General features: G+C 53.1%; 17 protein-coding genes. 9 read left to right on the forward strand and 8 right to left on the reverse strand.

Annotated elements, in window-relative coordinates; all coding sequences use genetic code 11:
• Positions 1–172: 172 nt before the first annotated feature.
• The 3 genes from metK to RCI_RS01110 all read right to left on the reverse strand — a co-directional run bounded on the left by metK (position 173) and on the right by RCI_RS01110 (position 2,977).
• On the reverse strand, positions 173–1,354 hold the full coding sequence (gene metK, locus RCI_RS01100) for a methionine adenosyltransferase (RefSeq protein WP_012034540.1): 1,182 nt from the start codon (positions 1,352–1,354) through the stop codon (positions 173–175).
• Between the two features lie 94 nt (positions 1,355–1,448).
• The gene (locus RCI_RS01105) at positions 1,449–2,318 is read right to left on the reverse strand and encodes a DNA integrity scanning protein DisA nucleotide-binding domain protein (RefSeq protein ID WP_012034541.1); all 870 of its coding nucleotides are present in this window, start codon (positions 2,316–2,318) and stop codon (positions 1,449–1,451) included.
• A 77-nt stretch (positions 2,319–2,395) separates the two neighbouring features.
• Positions 2,396–2,977, reverse strand: a complete 582-nt coding sequence (locus RCI_RS01110; protein ID WP_048198863.1) for an FKBP-type peptidyl-prolyl cis-trans isomerase — start codon at positions 2,975–2,977, stop codon at positions 2,396–2,398.
• A gap of 249 nt (positions 2,978–3,226) precedes the next feature.
• On the opposite strand from RCI_RS01110, the gene RCI_RS01120 reads away from it, so the two are divergent.
• Positions 3,227–3,946 (forward strand): metallophosphoesterase family protein, encoded by a 720-nt coding sequence (locus tag RCI_RS01120; RefSeq protein ID WP_331436981.1) that lies wholly within the window; start codon positions 3,227–3,229, stop codon positions 3,944–3,946.
• Here RCI_RS01120 and RCI_RS01125 read toward each other — a convergent pair.
• From RCI_RS01125 to argB, 4 genes are all read right to left on the reverse strand, one after another.
• On the reverse strand, positions 3,909–4,520 hold the full coding sequence (locus RCI_RS01125) for a nucleotidyltransferase (RefSeq protein ID WP_012034544.1): 612 nt from the start codon (positions 4,518–4,520) through the stop codon (positions 3,909–3,911). The genes RCI_RS01120 and RCI_RS01125 overlap by 38 nt on opposite strands.
• Positions 4,521–4,638: 118 nt before the next feature.
• Positions 4,639–7,290 carry a calcium-translocating P-type ATPase, SERCA-type gene (locus RCI_RS01130; RefSeq protein WP_158308840.1) on the reverse strand — a complete coding sequence of 884 codons (2,652 nt, stop codon included), beginning with the start codon at positions 7,288–7,290 and terminating at the stop codon, positions 4,639–4,641.
• A 39-nt stretch (positions 7,291–7,329) separates the two neighbouring features.
• Positions 7,330–7,779, reverse strand: coding sequence for a universal stress protein (locus tag RCI_RS01135; protein ID WP_012034546.1), 450 nt, complete (start codon positions 7,777–7,779; stop codon positions 7,330–7,332).
• Positions 7,776–8,648 carry an acetylglutamate kinase gene (gene argB, locus RCI_RS01140; RefSeq protein WP_048197789.1) on the reverse strand — a complete coding sequence of 291 codons (873 nt, stop codon included), beginning with the start codon at positions 8,646–8,648 and terminating at the stop codon, positions 7,776–7,778. Before argB ends, RCI_RS01135 begins: the two co-directional genes overlap by 4 nt.
• Positions 8,649–8,782: 134 nt before the next feature.
• Here argB and RCI_RS01145 point away from each other — a divergent pair, with 134 nt between their 5' ends.
• Entirely contained in the window at positions 8,783–9,712 is a 930-nt protein-coding gene (locus RCI_RS01145) for an NAD(P)/FAD-dependent oxidoreductase (protein WP_231844893.1), read from the forward strand.
• Positions 9,713–9,758: 46 nt separating this feature from the next.
• Here the strand turns inward: RCI_RS01145 and RCI_RS01150 are convergent, their stop codons facing one another.
• The gene (locus tag RCI_RS01150) at positions 9,759–11,330 is read right to left on the reverse strand and encodes an L-lactate permease (RefSeq protein WP_012034549.1); all 1,572 of its coding nucleotides are present in this window, start codon (positions 11,328–11,330) and stop codon (positions 9,759–9,761) included.
• Between the two features lie 335 nt (positions 11,331–11,665).
• Here RCI_RS01150 and RCI_RS01155 point away from each other — a divergent pair, with 335 nt between their 5' ends.
• The 7 genes from RCI_RS01155 (at position 11,666) to RCI_RS01185 (ending at position 16,180) form a co-directional block, all read left to right on the forward strand.
• Entirely contained in the window at positions 11,666–12,283 is a 618-nt protein-coding gene (locus tag RCI_RS01155; RefSeq protein WP_012034550.1) for an E2/UBC family protein, read from the forward strand.
• Positions 12,264–13,739, forward strand: a complete 1,476-nt coding sequence (locus RCI_RS01160) for a HesA/MoeB/ThiF family protein (protein ID WP_048197791.1) — start codon at positions 12,264–12,266, stop codon at positions 13,737–13,739. The genes RCI_RS01155 and RCI_RS01160 overlap by 20 nt, the downstream gene beginning before the upstream one ends.
• A gap of 56 nt (positions 13,740–13,795) precedes the next feature.
• Positions 13,796–14,266, forward strand: coding sequence for a DUF5788 family protein (locus RCI_RS01165; protein ID WP_012034552.1), 471 nt, complete (start codon positions 13,796–13,798; stop codon positions 14,264–14,266).
• Complete coding sequence (locus RCI_RS01170; RefSeq protein ID WP_012034553.1) at positions 14,263–14,604, forward strand: YkgJ family cysteine cluster protein; 342 nt, start codon at positions 14,263–14,265, stop codon at positions 14,602–14,604. Before RCI_RS01165 ends, RCI_RS01170 begins: the two co-directional genes overlap by 4 nt.
• 59 nt (positions 14,605–14,663) lie before the next feature.
• Positions 14,664–14,969, forward strand: a complete 306-nt coding sequence (gene yciH, locus RCI_RS01175) for a translation initiation factor (RefSeq protein ID WP_012034554.1) — start codon at positions 14,664–14,666, stop codon at positions 14,967–14,969.
• 107 nt (positions 14,970–15,076) lie between these two features.
• Positions 15,077–15,691, forward strand: a complete 615-nt coding sequence (locus RCI_RS01180) for a hypothetical protein (RefSeq protein WP_012034555.1) — start codon at positions 15,077–15,079, stop codon at positions 15,689–15,691.
• 252 nt (positions 15,692–15,943) lie between these two features.
• Positions 15,944–16,180: a hypothetical protein gene (locus tag RCI_RS01185; RefSeq protein ID WP_012034556.1), complete on the forward strand. Its 237-nt coding sequence runs from the start codon at positions 15,944–15,946 to the stop codon at positions 16,178–16,180.
• Positions 16,181–16,186 lie beyond the last annotated feature (6 nt).

Below are 16,186 nucleotides of genomic sequence, written 5' to 3' on the forward strand. Positions count from 1 at the left end.
GGTTCACCCGCTTATAACAGGAATATTTTATAGAAGTTACTATTTAAGCCTTTTATAACAAGTATATAATCGCTATTCGGTAATTAGAGATCGCTTAAAGCAGTAATTTTAAAAAGTAAGAGGAGGATAACCGTAGCCTTGATGACAGGTACCGGTATCCCCTGATCTCAGTTTACAGGCCTGCCTCTTTTCTCAGTAGCTCGGCCTTATCGGTGCGCTCCCAGGTGAAGTCCGGGTCGTTCCGGCCGAAGTGGCCGTATGCCGCAGTCTTCTTGTATATAGGCCTGCGCAGCTTGAGGCTCTTGATGATTCCGGCCGGAGTCAGGTCAAAGTGCTCTCTTACAAGTTCATGGATCTTCTTCTCGGAGATCGTATTGGTACCGTAGGTGTCGATCATGATCGACACTGGCTCTGCTACGCCGATTGCATATGCTACCTCGATCTCGCATCTCGTGGCGAGCCCTGCGGCGACAAGGTTCTTAGCCACGTATCTGGCCGCATAGCATGCGGAGCGGTCCACCTTGGACGGGTCCTTACCAGAGAAAGCCCCGCCTCCGTGCCTGCCCATGCCACCGTAAGTGTCCACGATGATCTTCCTGCCGGTCAGGCCGGTATCGGCATGCGGGCCTCCGAGGACGAACCTGCCCGTCGGGTTGATGTGCACTTTGGTCTTCTTCGGATCGAAGAACCCTTCGGGCATCACGGGCTTGATCACATGCTCTATAATCTCTTTCCTGAGCTGTTCATTCGTGACGTCAGGGCTGTGCTGGGTCGATACGACGACGGTGTGTACTTTGGACGGCTTGCCGTTGACGTACTCTATGGTGACCTGAGTCTTACCGTCCGGCCTGAGGTAATTTTCTGCCTTGCCATCGGGCCTTTTGCAGGTAAGCTCGCCGGACTTGCGGACCTCTGCAAGCCGCATGGACAGCTTGTGAGCAAGCGAAATTGGCATAGGCATCAGTTCGGGAGTCTCGTTGCAGGCAAAGCCGAACATCATGCCCTGGTCGCCGGCGCCGAGGTTGTCCACGCCAATGGAAATGTCGGGCGACTGCTCGTCGATGGAAGTGATGACTGCACAGTTATCGGCGTCGAAGCCATACTTGGCTCGTGTGTATCCGATGTCACGGATGGTGTCCCGGACCAGCCGGGGTATGTCGACATAAGTGCTGGTAGTGATTTCGCCTGCGACAATGGCCATACCAGTGGTGACGAGCGTTTCGCAAGCGACTCTGCCGAGGGGGTCTTTGGTAAGGATAGCATCTAGAACTGCATCGGATATCTGATCAGCGATCTTATCCGGGTGCCCTTCAGTGACCGACTCGGATGTGAAAAGGTGTTTCTCCACGCTCATAAATTTCCCCATATCAATGGATAGACTTTTATTATCCAAGCAAGCATTAATATTTATCGGTCTCTCCATTACTACAGGTAATATAGGATTGTATTTAGGTTATACTGATACGGGGATTGAGCTTCAAGACTTCGTGTCCGCCCTGGTAAACGGTGATCATGCCTCCGGACCCCGATACAGTAATGGCCACACTCTTCGTGTACCGGGTGATGGCGGCAGCGGCGAGATGCCTGCCACCTTTGCCGGGGAGCATTTCCACGCCCCGGACGCTGGCGTCAATGTACCTTGCCGCCGCCCGGATGTAGCCCTTTTCATCCACGATAAACATCCCGTCAAGCTGGGCAAACTCTTTTACTGTCTCCCAGTTATTCTCGTCCCGGATATCCCGGGCGTCTTTGGGATGTCCCTCGTAAGGGTTCAGAATTAGCTGGTGTGACCTCTTTAGCACGTTATCGGTGTCGCCGACGACGAAAGCGGTGCCTATCAATTTGCCTTCTCTGCCTTCCCGGGCGATCTCGATCGCTAGGTTCAGCGTGGCTTTAATAATCGTGTAGTCCAGAGTAGCTGTCAGATCCGCAATTTTCTTGATAAAGGGAATGTCCGTGATATCTACTACTATAACCGAATGGGTATCCCCGATACTTACGATACCCAGGACAATCCGGTCCTGAATCAGGCCCTGGATGTAGGCAGCCTCTATGGCTTCACTCATCAGCTCGATACGGGAGACTTTCAGGAAAACAGACTCGCGATCGACGTCGGGGGTCATCCGGGTAAAGAGGTCTACGCTGGCATCGCCCGGTCTGGCGGCCACACCATCCACCCGGGCGATGATCACGGGAAGCCTGGTCTTCAGGCTTTCCCGGATTTGCCGGGCTTGAGGAGAAATAATGATGATGGCGGTCGCCCCGATTTTTTCCGCCAGCTCTTCGCCTGCTTTTGTCACCTCATCGCGAAGCCTCATAAGTCACCATATATAATATAAATATATATGACTAATAATGCTGTCGAAGCGGAGACCGGTTTTTGGGGCAGAAAACATCAGCCTATGTTACGCAGGGTGATGTTGAACAGCAGGGTTTTGCCCGCCATCTCCGAGTTGAAGTCTACGTATACGTGACCCGCCGCTTCGTCGATCCTGTCGACCCTGCCGGGGAGCATCTGGCCTGTCCTGCCGTCAGAAAACCCATAGACCTCGTTGATCTGAGGCGTCCCGCCAAATGTGGCAATAGGTACAGGTACAACCAGTTCATCTTTTCTTTCGCCGTATGCCTGTTCCGGAGGCAGTGAAACGTCTTTGGTTTCCCCGACTTTCATGCCAATCGCTGCATTCTCGAACCCGGGTACTACCTGGTGGGCGCCAATGGTAAAGCATAACGGCTGGTAGCCCCGCTCAGGGTTGTAAGTTCCGCTATCCTTTGCCACCTGCTCTACTGAAGTGTCGAAGACCGTGCCGTCAGGGAATTTGCCGATGTAGTCCACGCATACCCGGTCGCCGGGCTGCGCCGCCCTGTCAGCGCCGCCATCCCTGGCAGTCTCAGGTGCCAGAGAGCCCCGGCCGGCCATGAATACGAAGGCTGCGAAGAGCAGAACCGATATGTGTCTGTTAGAAAAATGTTTCATAATAACCATGCAAAGCTGTCGGTATGGCTATATATTATTTTTCAGTGCAATAGACAGTGCTAACAAAAACTATTCAAATAACATCATAGATTATGCACAGAGCCGTACCATCATTATATATTATATCATCAATATAGATAGATATGCGAGTACCGGGGGAATTCAGAGCATAATGGACAGTGTGCTTATCGAAGTGGCGCAAGATCGGCTCAGCATGGCTCGGCCAGCGGGCATTACGGAGGAATAACCATAAAGATCGGGGCAATGGGAGATCTACATTTTGGGACGGGCTCGCATATTTTCTACAGGGCGCTGTTTAAGTCGATCAACAAGGATGCGGAATTAGTAGTCATGTGCGGCGACCTGACTACCCGCGGGCTGATAGAAGAGGCAAGGGGAATCGCAGATGCCGTGTCAGGCCTGGATAAGCCGGCAGTGGCTGTGCTGGGCAACCACGATCACGAGGCGAACAACCAGGAGGAGATCATGGACATACTGGAAGACGCAGGCATCCATATGCTGGAAAGAGGCCCTTACGTGACCGAAGACGGGAAGGTGGGCTTCGCAGGCACCAAAGGCTTCTGCGGGGGCTTCCTGAACTGTCGTATTGCCCCGTTCGGAGAACGCATCCTCAAGATGTTTATCAATGAGACCTACCGGGAAACCAACCGGGTTAACCGCGACCTGAAGTCTATGAAGGCCGACTTCAAAGTGGTAGCGTATCACTACTCCCCTGTCCGTGATACATGCATTGGAGAGCATTCGGAAGTAATACCATTTTTGGGCTGCTCCATATTATCCGACCCTATAGACACTTTTAAAGCGAACCTCGTCCTGCACGGCCACGCCCACAACGGGATCGAAAAAGGACAGACGCCTGGCGGAGTGCCTGTTCGCAATGTAGCTCTTCCGGTACACAATAAAAAATATGTCATTTATGACACGGAAGATTTTTCATCATCCGGCTGATCACGTGATCAGGCACAGGCACGACGTGTTCCCGATCGCTCCTGACGTACAGCAGGAAAGATAAAGCGCGCTCGGGGTTCACCCGGTTTGCGAGCCGGATGTAGTAGTCCCAGTCGAATGATTGGTAGGAACTCGAGAGTACCGAGATACAGTCGAACCAGTCATTTCGCTCGCTGCGCATCGCCATGATTTTTCGTATGATCAGGTCTTCCGGCGACATGATCATGAATTCATATTTGCCAATCATACGGCGGACTCCCCGATCGAGCGTCTCCTGATCAGTCCTCAGGCCCCCCACATTTTCGAGAATAAAGTCTATGGTCAGGCCTTCCTTAAACGCTTTGGCCAGCCAGCCTACGTCACTCATGTGGTCGACCTCGTAGCCTGCCTCTGCAAGGTGATGCAAAGCCAGGTCCTGATGATCTTCCATAATGTAAAAGTCGATATCCTTGGTATCCCTGAGCCTGCCGAAACTCATGACGGCGATTCCGCCGCCGACGACGTACGGGATGCCGTTAGCTTCCAGCACGGAAGCGGCCTCCCGGTAAATCCTGAAATTGGTATCGGATATCATGGCGAACCCTGAAAGACTGTCAACCGGCGTAAAACCAGCATCATATAAATATAGATAAATATATTTATACGTTTTCAGTGGCCACAGTCAAATCTGTACAGGAGCATTTCTGCCAGTATTATACCTTAATCCGCCTCATCAAAGCCTTGATAACTTCAACTACCACCGCTATTCCCATCACGACGCCGAATATAATGCCTACATCTCTGAGGTTTAGAGTGACCGTGCTGAAGACTACCTGCAGGAAGGGCACGTAGAGCACGATTAGCAGTAAAGCAAGAGCGATGACGATGGCTCCGAGCAGGTACGGGTTATCGAGAGTTTTTCTGCTGAATAGCGAATCGCTCCCTATCTTACAGATAAGTACCACCCACATTTCCAGCACGATCAGGGTGGCAAAGGCCATCGTGCGGGCGTAGTCGACGCCGGACCCGAGGTAGAGGTAAAAGATGGCCAGAGTGGTTATCCCGAGTACAATGCCGATGAGGGCAATGTCGATAGCAAGCCCTTTAGTTAAGATGCCTTCTGATCTCGGGCGGGGAGGCCGATCCATGACTCTGCGATCGGGCTTATCCATGCCCAGCGCCATAGCGGGAAGGCTGTCTGAGATCAGGTTTACCCACAGGATCTGTATGGCCAGCAAAGGCAGCGGCAGCGCCAGCAATATTCCGAGCAGGATGGTCAGCACTTCGCCAAGGTTGCTGGAGAAGAGGAAAATGACGGTCTTCCGCACGTTGTTGAAGATCGTCCGGCCTTCCTCCACTGCGTTAACGATCGTAGTGAAGTTATCGTCCGCCAGTACGACATCCGAAGCCTGTCTGGCAACCTCAGTGCCGGTGATCCCCATTGAAACTCCTATGTCGGCATTTTTCAGCGCGGGAGCGTCGTTGACGCCGTCCCCCGTCATCGACACCACCAGATCATGCTGCTGGAGTGCCTTCACAATCCGCTGCTTCTGTTCAGGAGATGTCCGGGCGTATACAGTAATCTTCATGATCCGTTCGCTGAGCTCCTGGTCAGACATGGCGGCAAGCTCGGTACCGGTAATAGCTTCGTCGCCCTCAGAATAAATGCCTAGTTCTCTTGCTATGCTCACAGCGGTAAGCAACTGATCTCCCGTGATCATGACGACTTTTATGCCAGAATGCTGGCATAGCTCGATGGAGCGCCGGACTTCGGGGCGAGGCGGGTCGATCATGCCCGTCAGGCCGACGAAGGTCAGGCCAGTCTCGGCATCGGCGAGAGTTTCAGATTGCAGGTCGGCAAGCTGTTTATAGCCCAGTCCTAAAACTCTCATGCCATGAGAAGCCATATACTGATTTTCGTCGATGAACCTTTTACGGGCTTCCGGAGTCAGGGGGACTACGCCCCCATTAGTCAGCAGATGCGTGCACCGGTCGAGTATGCGTTCGGGGGCTCCTTTGATATATGCGACATATCCGGATTTACACCGGTTAGCGGTCAGCATGAACATCGTGTCGGAGCTGAAAGGTACTTCCAGTTCCCGGGGGCAGTCCTCCTCGAGAGCCTTTTTGACCAGCCCGGCTTTAGCTCCGGCTATGAGTAGTGCTACCTCAGTAGAGTCGCCAAGCATCCGGTAATCCTCGCCAGTGCGCTCGTAGGTTGCGTTATTACAGAGGATGCCGACAGTCAGTAGCGTCCATAGCTCTCCAGATCTGGCGGGCTCAAGCTCCGTCCCTGCAGCCATGAACTGGCCTTTATCAGTGTACCCTTCGCCAGTGACTTCCACTATGCCTGAAGCAGTAGCAATACGGCGAACCGTGATGGCGTTCTGAGTCAGCGTCCCGGTCTTGTCCGTACAGATGACGCTGGTACTGCCAAGAGTCTCCACGGAGGCAAGCGTCCGGACAATCGCTTTTCTGGAAGCCATACGCCTGACACCAAGCGCGAAAATGATCGTGACAGTCGCAGGCAGCCCTTCTGGTATGGCTGCAACGGCAAGGCTGACTGCCACCAGGAACATATCGAACATCTTCTGGCCTTCGAGAATGCCGGCGATGAAGATGACGACGCAAACGATCAGCGCCGCGATGCCGAACAGCTTGCCGAGACGATCAATGCTGATCTGCACTGGTGTCTGCCGATCGACGCCAGTTTCCACCAGGCTGGCAATCCTGCCTATCTCAGTATTCATCCCCGTGCTGACCACGACTGCCCTGCATCTTCCGGCGGTTACAATCGTGCCCGCATAGATCATGCAGTCCCGGTCACCCACCGGAGTATCTTCAGGCACCGGAGCCACGTGCTTTAAGGCAGGCTCCGACTCCCCGGTGAGGGCAGACTCGTCCACGGTCAGGCCTGAAATCGTGATCAGCCTTGCATCGGCCGGGATATAATCGCCGGCATCGACTTCGATCACGTCGCCCGGAACCAGCGACGAGGCATGCACTTTCTTCTTCTCCCCGTCCCGGACGACAAAAGCTTCGTGGACCAGAAATTTTTTGAGAGCATCGATCGACCGCTCTGCCTGTACTTCCTGGTAGGTGCCCAGCAGAGCGTTCAAAACGATGATGGCGCCAATGATCTCCGCGTCCAGAACTTCGCCCAGGAGAAAAGAGATGGCCATTGCTACGATAAGGACGTAGATCAGAACATTCTTAAACTGCCTGAGAAAAATCACGAAGAGCGAAGTTTTCTTTTTCTGTTTCAATTCGTTGGGGCCGTACTGGATCAGCCTGGCGGCAGCCTCTTTCTCGGACAGGCCGGCAGGAGACGAGCCGATAGCTTCGACTACCCTGTCGGCATCCATTGTATGCCATTGCTGATCAGGCTGCACGGCCATGCAAAATCAGCTCCTGACCAGCAGCACCGGGCAACTGGCGTGGCGAGTCACGCTTTCCGACACGCTGCCGATCAGCACTCTTTCGATCGCCGACATGCCTATCGAGCCCATGACTATACAGTCAACCTTTTCCTCGCATGCCAGCTTCAGGATCGCATCTTTAGGGTCGCCCCGGACCAGCAGGCTTCTGGTGGCTACTCCGCGCTCCCTGGCCATCGCCTCGATGCTGGAGATCGCCTCCTGACCGGCCTGTTCCAGCGTTTTAACGCTCTCTGCATAGTGGATGCCCGCATGGAACGCCATATCCACGTCGATCACGTTCAGTATGATAAGCTCCGCTCCAAGACTACTGGCGAGGTAGACCGCATGTGTGCCTGCATTGAAAGAATACTCGGACCCGTCGGTCGGGACCAGCAGCCTCCGGTAGATCACGTCAGTTGCAGAGCCGTCAGTCATTTTAGAGTCAGCCTCGTCCCGACACCCTTCTCGGTCAGCAGTTCCAGCAGCAGGGCATGCTCGATGTTGCCGTTGATGATGTGAACGCTATGAGCGCCTGCCTTCAGGACGCACAGGCTGGACCGGATCTTCGGTATCATTCCCCGGGAGATAATGCCTCTTTCGATAAGATCCTCGCACTCTTTCTCGGTCAGGTGAGACAGCAGCGTGCTCTTATCTGATGGATCCATCATGACGCCGTTGACATCTGTCAGCGACACAAGACTGCCGGCTTTCAGCGCCGAGGCAATATCGCCTGCCACGGTGTCTGCATTCAGGTTCAGGCAGTGGCCGTCCCGATCGTAGCCGATCGGAGAGATCACCGGGATGTACCCTTTGTCCAGCAGGTCCATCAGGATAGAGGTATTCACCTGTTCTGTATCTCCGACCCAGCCATAGTCAACCATTATCTCTTTGCCGTCAACTTTCACCTTCTCCATCGGCTTCTTCCGGGCAATGAGGAGGCTTCCGGAACTGCCAAGCAGGCCCACGCCTTTGCCACCGTGCCGCATGATCAGGCTGACGATGTCGGGGCTGACGTTTCCCACGAGCACCATGCGGACGATCTCCAGGGTTTCGTCATCAGTCACCCGGATGCCTGCGACGAAGCTGGGCGTCATGCCCATGCGCTTCACCATCGCATCGATCTCCGGACCGCCGCCGTGCACGATCACCGGCAGTGCGCCAAGTTCCCGCAACGTTACGATGTCCTTGATAATACTGCTGCGGGCCGCCGGATCTACCATCGCGTGGCCGCCGACCTTGATCACGATGACGGCTCCCTCGACTTCTTTGCGCCGGGGAAGCCGGGCCAGTTCTGCAAGTTCCATTAGTTTATGCACCTTAGACGTATTATCCACGATCGGTAATAAATATTTATTATAGGCTGGTGCTGGTACTGCAATATGAAGCAAGGCTTATCATGATGAAAAAAGGATAATATATTATTTAGCGGTTTGAAGTGATGATCATGACTGATACCATCTACGATGTGGCCGTAATCGGCGCAGGACCCGCGGGCATGACCGCAGCCCTGTACTGCGGCAGGGCGAACATGTCGACCATACTCTTCGGCAACATCTTCGACTCACAGCTGGCCAAAGCAGGCAGCGTGGAAAACTACCCGGGCTTCGACTCTATCCAGGGCATAGAGCTGGTAGAAAAATTTCACAGCCAGTTGGGCAGATATAACGTCATGCAGGTGCCGGCCCTGATCAGCAGGGTCACTCATGAGGGGGACACATTCACCCTGGTCACCGAAAATGGCGAGTTCAAAACAAACAGCATCATACTGGCCACCGGATCACGCTACCGTCAGCTGAACATCCCCGGGGAGAAAGAGTTCAGCTACAAAGGTGTCTCTTACTGTGCAGTTTGCGACGGCTCGTTCTATAAAGGCAAGACCGTGGCACTATTAGGTCACGGCGACCAGGCAGCCAAGTCTGCGATATACCTAGCAGGATTATGCAGGGAAGTTATCATACTCAGCCCCAAACCGGAGCGGGAATCCGTGACTTATGCAGAGCAACTGGACGCCATGCCCAACATCCAGATCGTCCTCAGCTCGAAGGTTCTCGCGATAGAAGGCGACCAGTACGTCGAGCGATTAAGGTATACAGTGAAAAACGGGCCCGAGCAGGTACTAAAGGTAGACGGAGTCTTCATCGAGGGAGGCACGCCCAACTCAGTGCTGGCGAAAGAGATCGGCCTCGATGTCGACGAAAAAGGCAACGTAGCCGTCGACCGCCCTGATATGCACACCAAAATAGACGGAGTCTTCGCCGCCGGAGATGTGACGGGCGGCATCCACCAGATCTCCAAGGCTGTAGGTGAAGGAGCCTGCGCTGCCGTGAGCGCTGCGTTATACATTAAGAAGAAAAAATCTAAAAAATAAGCGGCCATGCGCTTAGCGCATGGTCTTATCCATTTTTCTCTCCGGCTCAGAAGAGCACGATCCACGCGGACAGCATTAACCCGACTACGATGGTCAGGAGGAAGATGACGGCCGCAGATTTTCTTATGACCTCCCCTTCGATACCGATCTTGTCGATGACGGCCGCTGCGTTGACGATCTTGGCGACCGCAATGCCAGAGGCGATACCACCCGAGACTGCGTGGGCTGCGTAGACCTGCATGAAGTCAAGGCCCAGCATATTTGTAGCCTTGCTCAGGATGCCGTGGAACATCACGTTAGAGGATGCTTCGCTGCCGCTGACGAAGCCGCCGAACAGGCCTAGCATGGGGCTGACCAGCGGGAAAGCCATGACTCCGAGGTAGGCGGCCAGAGTAGCGCCGATGACGACGTTCATGTTCATGTCGGACGCTGCAGTAAGGCCATTACCGGATACGCTGCGGGCGGACCAGTCCATGACGTAGGCGATGGCGAAGAAGACCATCGCAGCCAGAGTCGGGCTCCAGGCACGCTTGATCCAGAGCTTTAATACGTTGACCGCCTCCGCCTTCGTTCTCAGGAGCAGGGGTGCAGTGATGATCGTGCTGACCAGCACCCAGGTGTAAGCCTGTGCCAGCCATTTCATGTCGCCGGGTTTCCCTGCGGCGATGTCGATGTAGTTAAACGAGTTGGTGGCGTCGTGCAGGATGGTAGTGACCACAGGTATGCTGATAAATACGCAGAAGACCACAAGGACAGCCCATGGAGCAACTGCTTTCCAGAGCGGCATCATGGAGCCGCCATCTGCAGCGATCTTTTTCCGCTCCTCTTTCTTCAGCAGGATGGGCTTACCCTGTACAATCCTGAGAAGCAGCAGCATGACAATGGCGCAGAGGCCGGCGCTGACTCCGACCAGCTTGACGTCTGGCAGGATCCTCACGAAAACGATAGTGGACAGCCCGAGAGTCAGGCCTGCCACAAGCGCCGGGATCATGCCTTTCTTTAGGCCCTGGATGCCGTCTGCCACCCAGAGCATGCCCAGCGCCAGGCCGGTGGATACGACCGGCAGGAACAGCGAAATGTTCATGGCCCAGGGCAGCACGTCGAAGCCGAAGACCTGAGCCGGAAGTGTGATAGGTACTGCGAGGAGCGAGAAAGAAGTGAGCGGATCATAGCCCAGACAGGGTAACGCGACGGCTGCTACCGGCGAAAAGCCCAGGGCGATCATGATGGGTGGCAGCATAGTCACTGGTGTTGCTCCGATGGCTACGAGAAAGGTACCGAGGCCTACGTTCAGGATCATGATCTGTTCGTACCGCTCTGCTGCGATCGACTTGATGAACTGAGTGATGCTTTTAATAGCGCCAGTTACGTCCATCATCGTTACCTGAAGGATCGTGAACAGCACCATGAGAGATATGCCGAACGATGCCAGAGCACCTGCAATTGAAGCCTGGATCGCTATCTCCGGGGTAGTGTTGAAGAACAGCACCGCCAGTACGACAGTCAGCAGCCAGCCGACGATGCCCATGAGTGTCCCCGATTTTTTAAGGAACACGAGCCCTACGAAGATTACCAGGATAGGTAAGATTGCCAGTATAAATGCCAGAATCTGGTCCATATGGTTAAACCACCAGGTTAGAATTTTTGAATATCATTATTGACATGCTATGTCATGCCAATTGTCATGCTATGACATGTCAACTGTCATGCTATAGCATAGCAATACTCATTGCCTGTATATAAAAATTATGTTACGATGTCCCGGTAGAAGAGCCGTAAAGTGCATGAATTACCTGTTGAAGACGACATAGTGCCACAGAAATGTAAAATAACGGCTTTTGCGGCGGGATAAATATATCATCAGAATATAATAAATGTAATTTGTAAAAGCCCAGATGCCTGTAAACTGGATTAGGTACTGGAGGTGATCGCATTTCGGAGGCACAGGATCTGGTGACGATTACGGTCGGCGGCAGGAAAGTAAAGGTACCTGAAACGACGAGCACAGGGGAAATACGTACTATCGTGGGACTGGAAAGAGGCCATATACTCGCCAGATCAACGGGCAGTGCGAACCAGATTGTGCACGGCGAGATCAAGGTACGTGAGGGAGACGCATTTGTCGTCGGCCGATCGTTTACCAAAGGCTCGATGGACGATTCCCGCCTTACAAAAGAGCTGGAACGTCTATCCTCCTTTTTTGACCTTGAAGTGGACAGGACGCTCAACTGGGTTCTGATCCGGGGCTACGGGCTGCCGGAAGGCTACAACAGGAACAGTACGGACATACTGTTCAACGTGAGCGGCTTTCCGTACTTACCCCCGGCAAGCATTTTCGGGGTATACATGGAAACCGGCCTCGAATATAAGAATCAGCGGCTTCCGAACTACTACGAGGCGCTCACCCGCAACATGTTTGGGCGAACCTGGGCATGGTTTTGCACCGGCCACATGTCATGGAATTCGACAAAGGATGACCTGCTGACATTTCTGGTCACCCTGGACCTGATGCTGGCCGACCCGCTCAACGAGTCCGCAGGAGAGACTCATATTGACATCAGAAACCCGTAAGTTCCGCGTGGCCACCTCCAAAAAGCAGCGTAAGAGTGGTAAAAGTTTCAAGATCATCTTCCCGGCCAGCATCTATGACCAGATCACAGGACAGTTTAAAGCGATGGAGGCACAAAAACTCGAAGGCTATGCTCTGGCCATGTGCGGGCTAAAAACGGACCTGTCAGATAATTCTCATACGTACCTGGTAAAAAAGGTCTTTATTCCGGAAAAGGGAAACCTGATCGAGCATTCCAGCGTGAGCGTAACGCCTTCAGGCGAGTACCTTGAGAAAGTGCTCGCCGAGGCAGGGGAGAGCAATAGCGCGATTATAGAAATCCACACCCACGTGGATGCACCGGCACCAAGCTTTTCATCGGTCGATCTCGAAAACGGGATCGATAACGGGCGGTTCCTGAAATCGTGCAGGATACGGTTCGGCATGATTGTAATGGGGTCCGAAGGGCTGTCAGCGCTGGAATACGACGGGGATTCCGATTCCCTCAGAGTGCCGGAAAAAGCCTCGATAGCGGTCATGACCAGGCACGGCCTAAAAACTGTTTTGCCGGTACAAAAACCCGGGGCAACCGAACCACTGGCAGAAGTATATGACAGACAGGTGAGGCTCTGGGGAAGTCAGAGCCAGCGCAGGATCGAAGCGACGACTGCAGGCATAGTCGGCCTCGGAGGTACTGGTTCCGTAGTCTTGCAGATTCTGTCAAGGATAGGCGTGAAAAAGTTCGTCCTCGTAGACCCTGACGATATTGAGGAATCGAACCTCAGCAGGCTTCCTTACGCGATAAGTACAGACGTGGGGAAAAAGAAAGTAAAGGTAGCCGCAGCCCACCTGAAGAAGGTGAACAAGAACGCGGAAATTACATCTCTGGCAGGCCCTGTTGCCGACTTTAAGGATAAGCTGAAAGCCTGTACAGTGATCTTCGGCTGTGTTGATAATGATCTGGCGCGCCTCACGCTGAACGAGATCTCGTTGCGCTATTTCATACCTTTGATAGATACAGGCACAGAGATATTCGTAACTGAGGGTAGCCTGGACGAGATGGGCGGTCAGGTACGCGTAGTAATCCCATCAGTCACAGGCTGCCTGGAATGCGGAGGCTTAATCGACAAGGAACAGGCGGCAATGAGCATGCTCAGCCAGGAAGAAAGAAATATCCTGGCTGCCGCCGGTTATGTCAGGGGCACGGATTTGACGCCTGCTCCCGCCGTGATGACACTGAACGCCATAATAGCATCACTGGCAGTACAGGAATTTGTAGACATGATGACAGAAAGGGGCCGGCCTGATTACAGCTACCTGATATACAGCGGGAGATCCCCGATCATCGACAGACTGAGCCTCGAAAGGTGCGATACCTGCCCCAACTGCGGAAGCAGGGGCATACTTGGCGCCGGGGAAGAAAAAAAGCAAAGCAGGGCATGTTTAAAGATGATAAGCGAAGAGCCCGGGACGCCATGATCTCCGCTATCAGACCAAATATTTTTACCTGAGTAGCACATTACCCCGCACTGGTAATGAAAGAAGACAGGCTGTTATCAAAAATCGAAAGAGACAACTATATCATCAGACTGCAGAAGGAATTTGCATCCACGGGTGCGACAATACCTGATAGTGTAGCGATAGATGGAAAAACGATCAGGCTCAGAACATACGTTTTCGAAATACTCAAGAAAAAGGGCAACCTCACGCCCGAAGAGCAGGAAGAAGCAGACAGGACTGCAGCCCTGCTCCAGAAAAAACGCAGGGAACTGGTAAGCACAATAGCTACCGCACAGGATATGACACAGCGGGAAGCTGAAGAGCTGTTTAATACTATACTGGGAATAGACAGGGCACTGGATACCCTTTATAGAATCCACGAGCCCAGGTCATCGGCCCAGGAAGAAGCCAAAAAAGCCAAAGTTCAGGACGGCCGAAGGTGGCTCAACCTGGTGAAAAAAATCTATTCCAGGGGCGACGAAAAGGCGCCGAGGGAAAGATCATGAATGGAAAAAAGAGAACTGGTAGCTGTAAGCAGTGCGGCAACTGCTGCAGGGACTTCATCATCGACGTACAGATTGCCAGCGTGACGGACTTCGAATTTACAGACTACCTGCAGTGGATCAACTGCCACCAGAATGTGCAGGCCAGCATCAAAGACTTCAGAGCCCGCACCGTGGAACTCCAGATCAAAAACCAGTGCAAATACCTGGTGGATAACGGAGACGGCAAGTTTTCCTGCGCGATACAGGATCGAAAGCCCGAGATCTGCAAGAGGTATCCTGACGACGACTATGCTGCTGAGACAGGCTGGGACTGCGGGTACAGTTTTGAAGATGCCTGAGCACCGGACTACTAAAAATATTTATATGCTTATAATTGATACATGGTAGCGAGTACAATATGGAAATATGCAACAAATGTGGATTACCGCAAGATATTTGCATCTGCGAAGACCTTGCCAAGGAAGGACAAAAGATCTATATTTCGACGAACACCAGGCGTTTTAAGAAACTGACCACAGTGATCGACGGTATAGATAATAAAAACGTGAACATAAAAGAACTGGCTCAGAAGCTGAAGACCAAGTTCGCCTGCGGCGGCACCATCAAGGATGGCCGGATCGAGCTACAGGGCGATCACAGGGAAGGTGTCAGGAATCTTCTGATCAGCTACGGGTTCTCCAAAGACCTCATCGAGATCAAATAACTGACTCCACATTTCTGCTTTTTAAAGCACCAGGGAGCCTCACCGATGGTAGACTATCGAAGCATGCCATGCGGGCCCCGGGTGACAGGTAAACAGGAGCACACAACATGGCCTATGGAATGCCTGCAAGCGAATTTTTAGCCCTCTGCATGATCATGGCAGACTTCGACCTCGAAATGACTGCCCTGGAAGTCATCGGCCGGGCCGAGGAGTACCAGAACACCACTGGCAGAGAAATCGGCGAAGGCCGGAGCGATTTCAGGAGTGCGTTCTACGAGATCATCTGGACATGGCGCCCCCAGGACATCGGCCATGGCCAGATGGGCGACCCCCAGAAACTCCTCGCCCGGACACCGCTGAAAGACTGGATCGGGCTCATACTCCAGTACGACCACGTCTGGTTCAACGACGAAGGCGAATCCTGGTCCAGGGAGCCGGAGGATAAAGACTGGCCCGCGGAGATGCGAACCCGCTCAACATGGAAAGACTCGGCGGGAAAACGGCAAGAACGCATTGTGAGAGACTACCTCGGCGACGACCTCAAAATCAAGTTCAGCCTCAGGTTCGACCGCAACTTCAGGAAGATCTTCGAGACCGGCCAGTACAGCAGGGCAGATATCCATCGCCTCTTCAAAAGAAGCCGGTACGCCAGAGAAATACCGAAGCTCTGGACCGTGCAGAAATCTTACAGCAGAGTAAGGTCGATGCGTACCTCCCGTTAATATCCTGTTAATGGTAAAACTACAATAAGGATCGCCACAATGGCCGGCAATCCTGGTTTATTGTTACAACTCTTAATCGACTATTGTAGTGGACCCCGCGCCCCCGTTTTATCCGCTAGCAACCTTAAAAATTCCACGTCTTCATAACTTATTTTAGCACTGGTAAAGGACCAAAACGACGTTTAAGCCAAAGACGTAATTTTCGACTAATGCTGGCTTAATATGCCGGCAGGTACAGTTTGAGGTGAGTGTATGGTGAACAAACAAAAAGGAGAGATGAGCGTCAGCGAAGCCGGCCGCAAGGGCGGAGAGACGACCAAGGAAAGATACGGAGAAGGCTTCTACGAGGAGATCGGCAGGAAAGGCGGCCGAAGAGGCGGAGAGACGACCAAGGAAAGATACGGAGAAGGCTTTTACGAAGACATCGGCCATAGGGGCGGACAGAAGGTCAAAGAGCTAATCGAGAGGGGAAAGAGCGCCCGAAAATAATGGTGC

It is taken from the genome of Methanocella arvoryzae MRE50, assembly GCF_000063445.1.
GTDB lineage: Archaea > Halobacteriota > Methanocellia > Methanocellales > Methanocellaceae > Methanocella_A > Methanocella_A arvoryzae.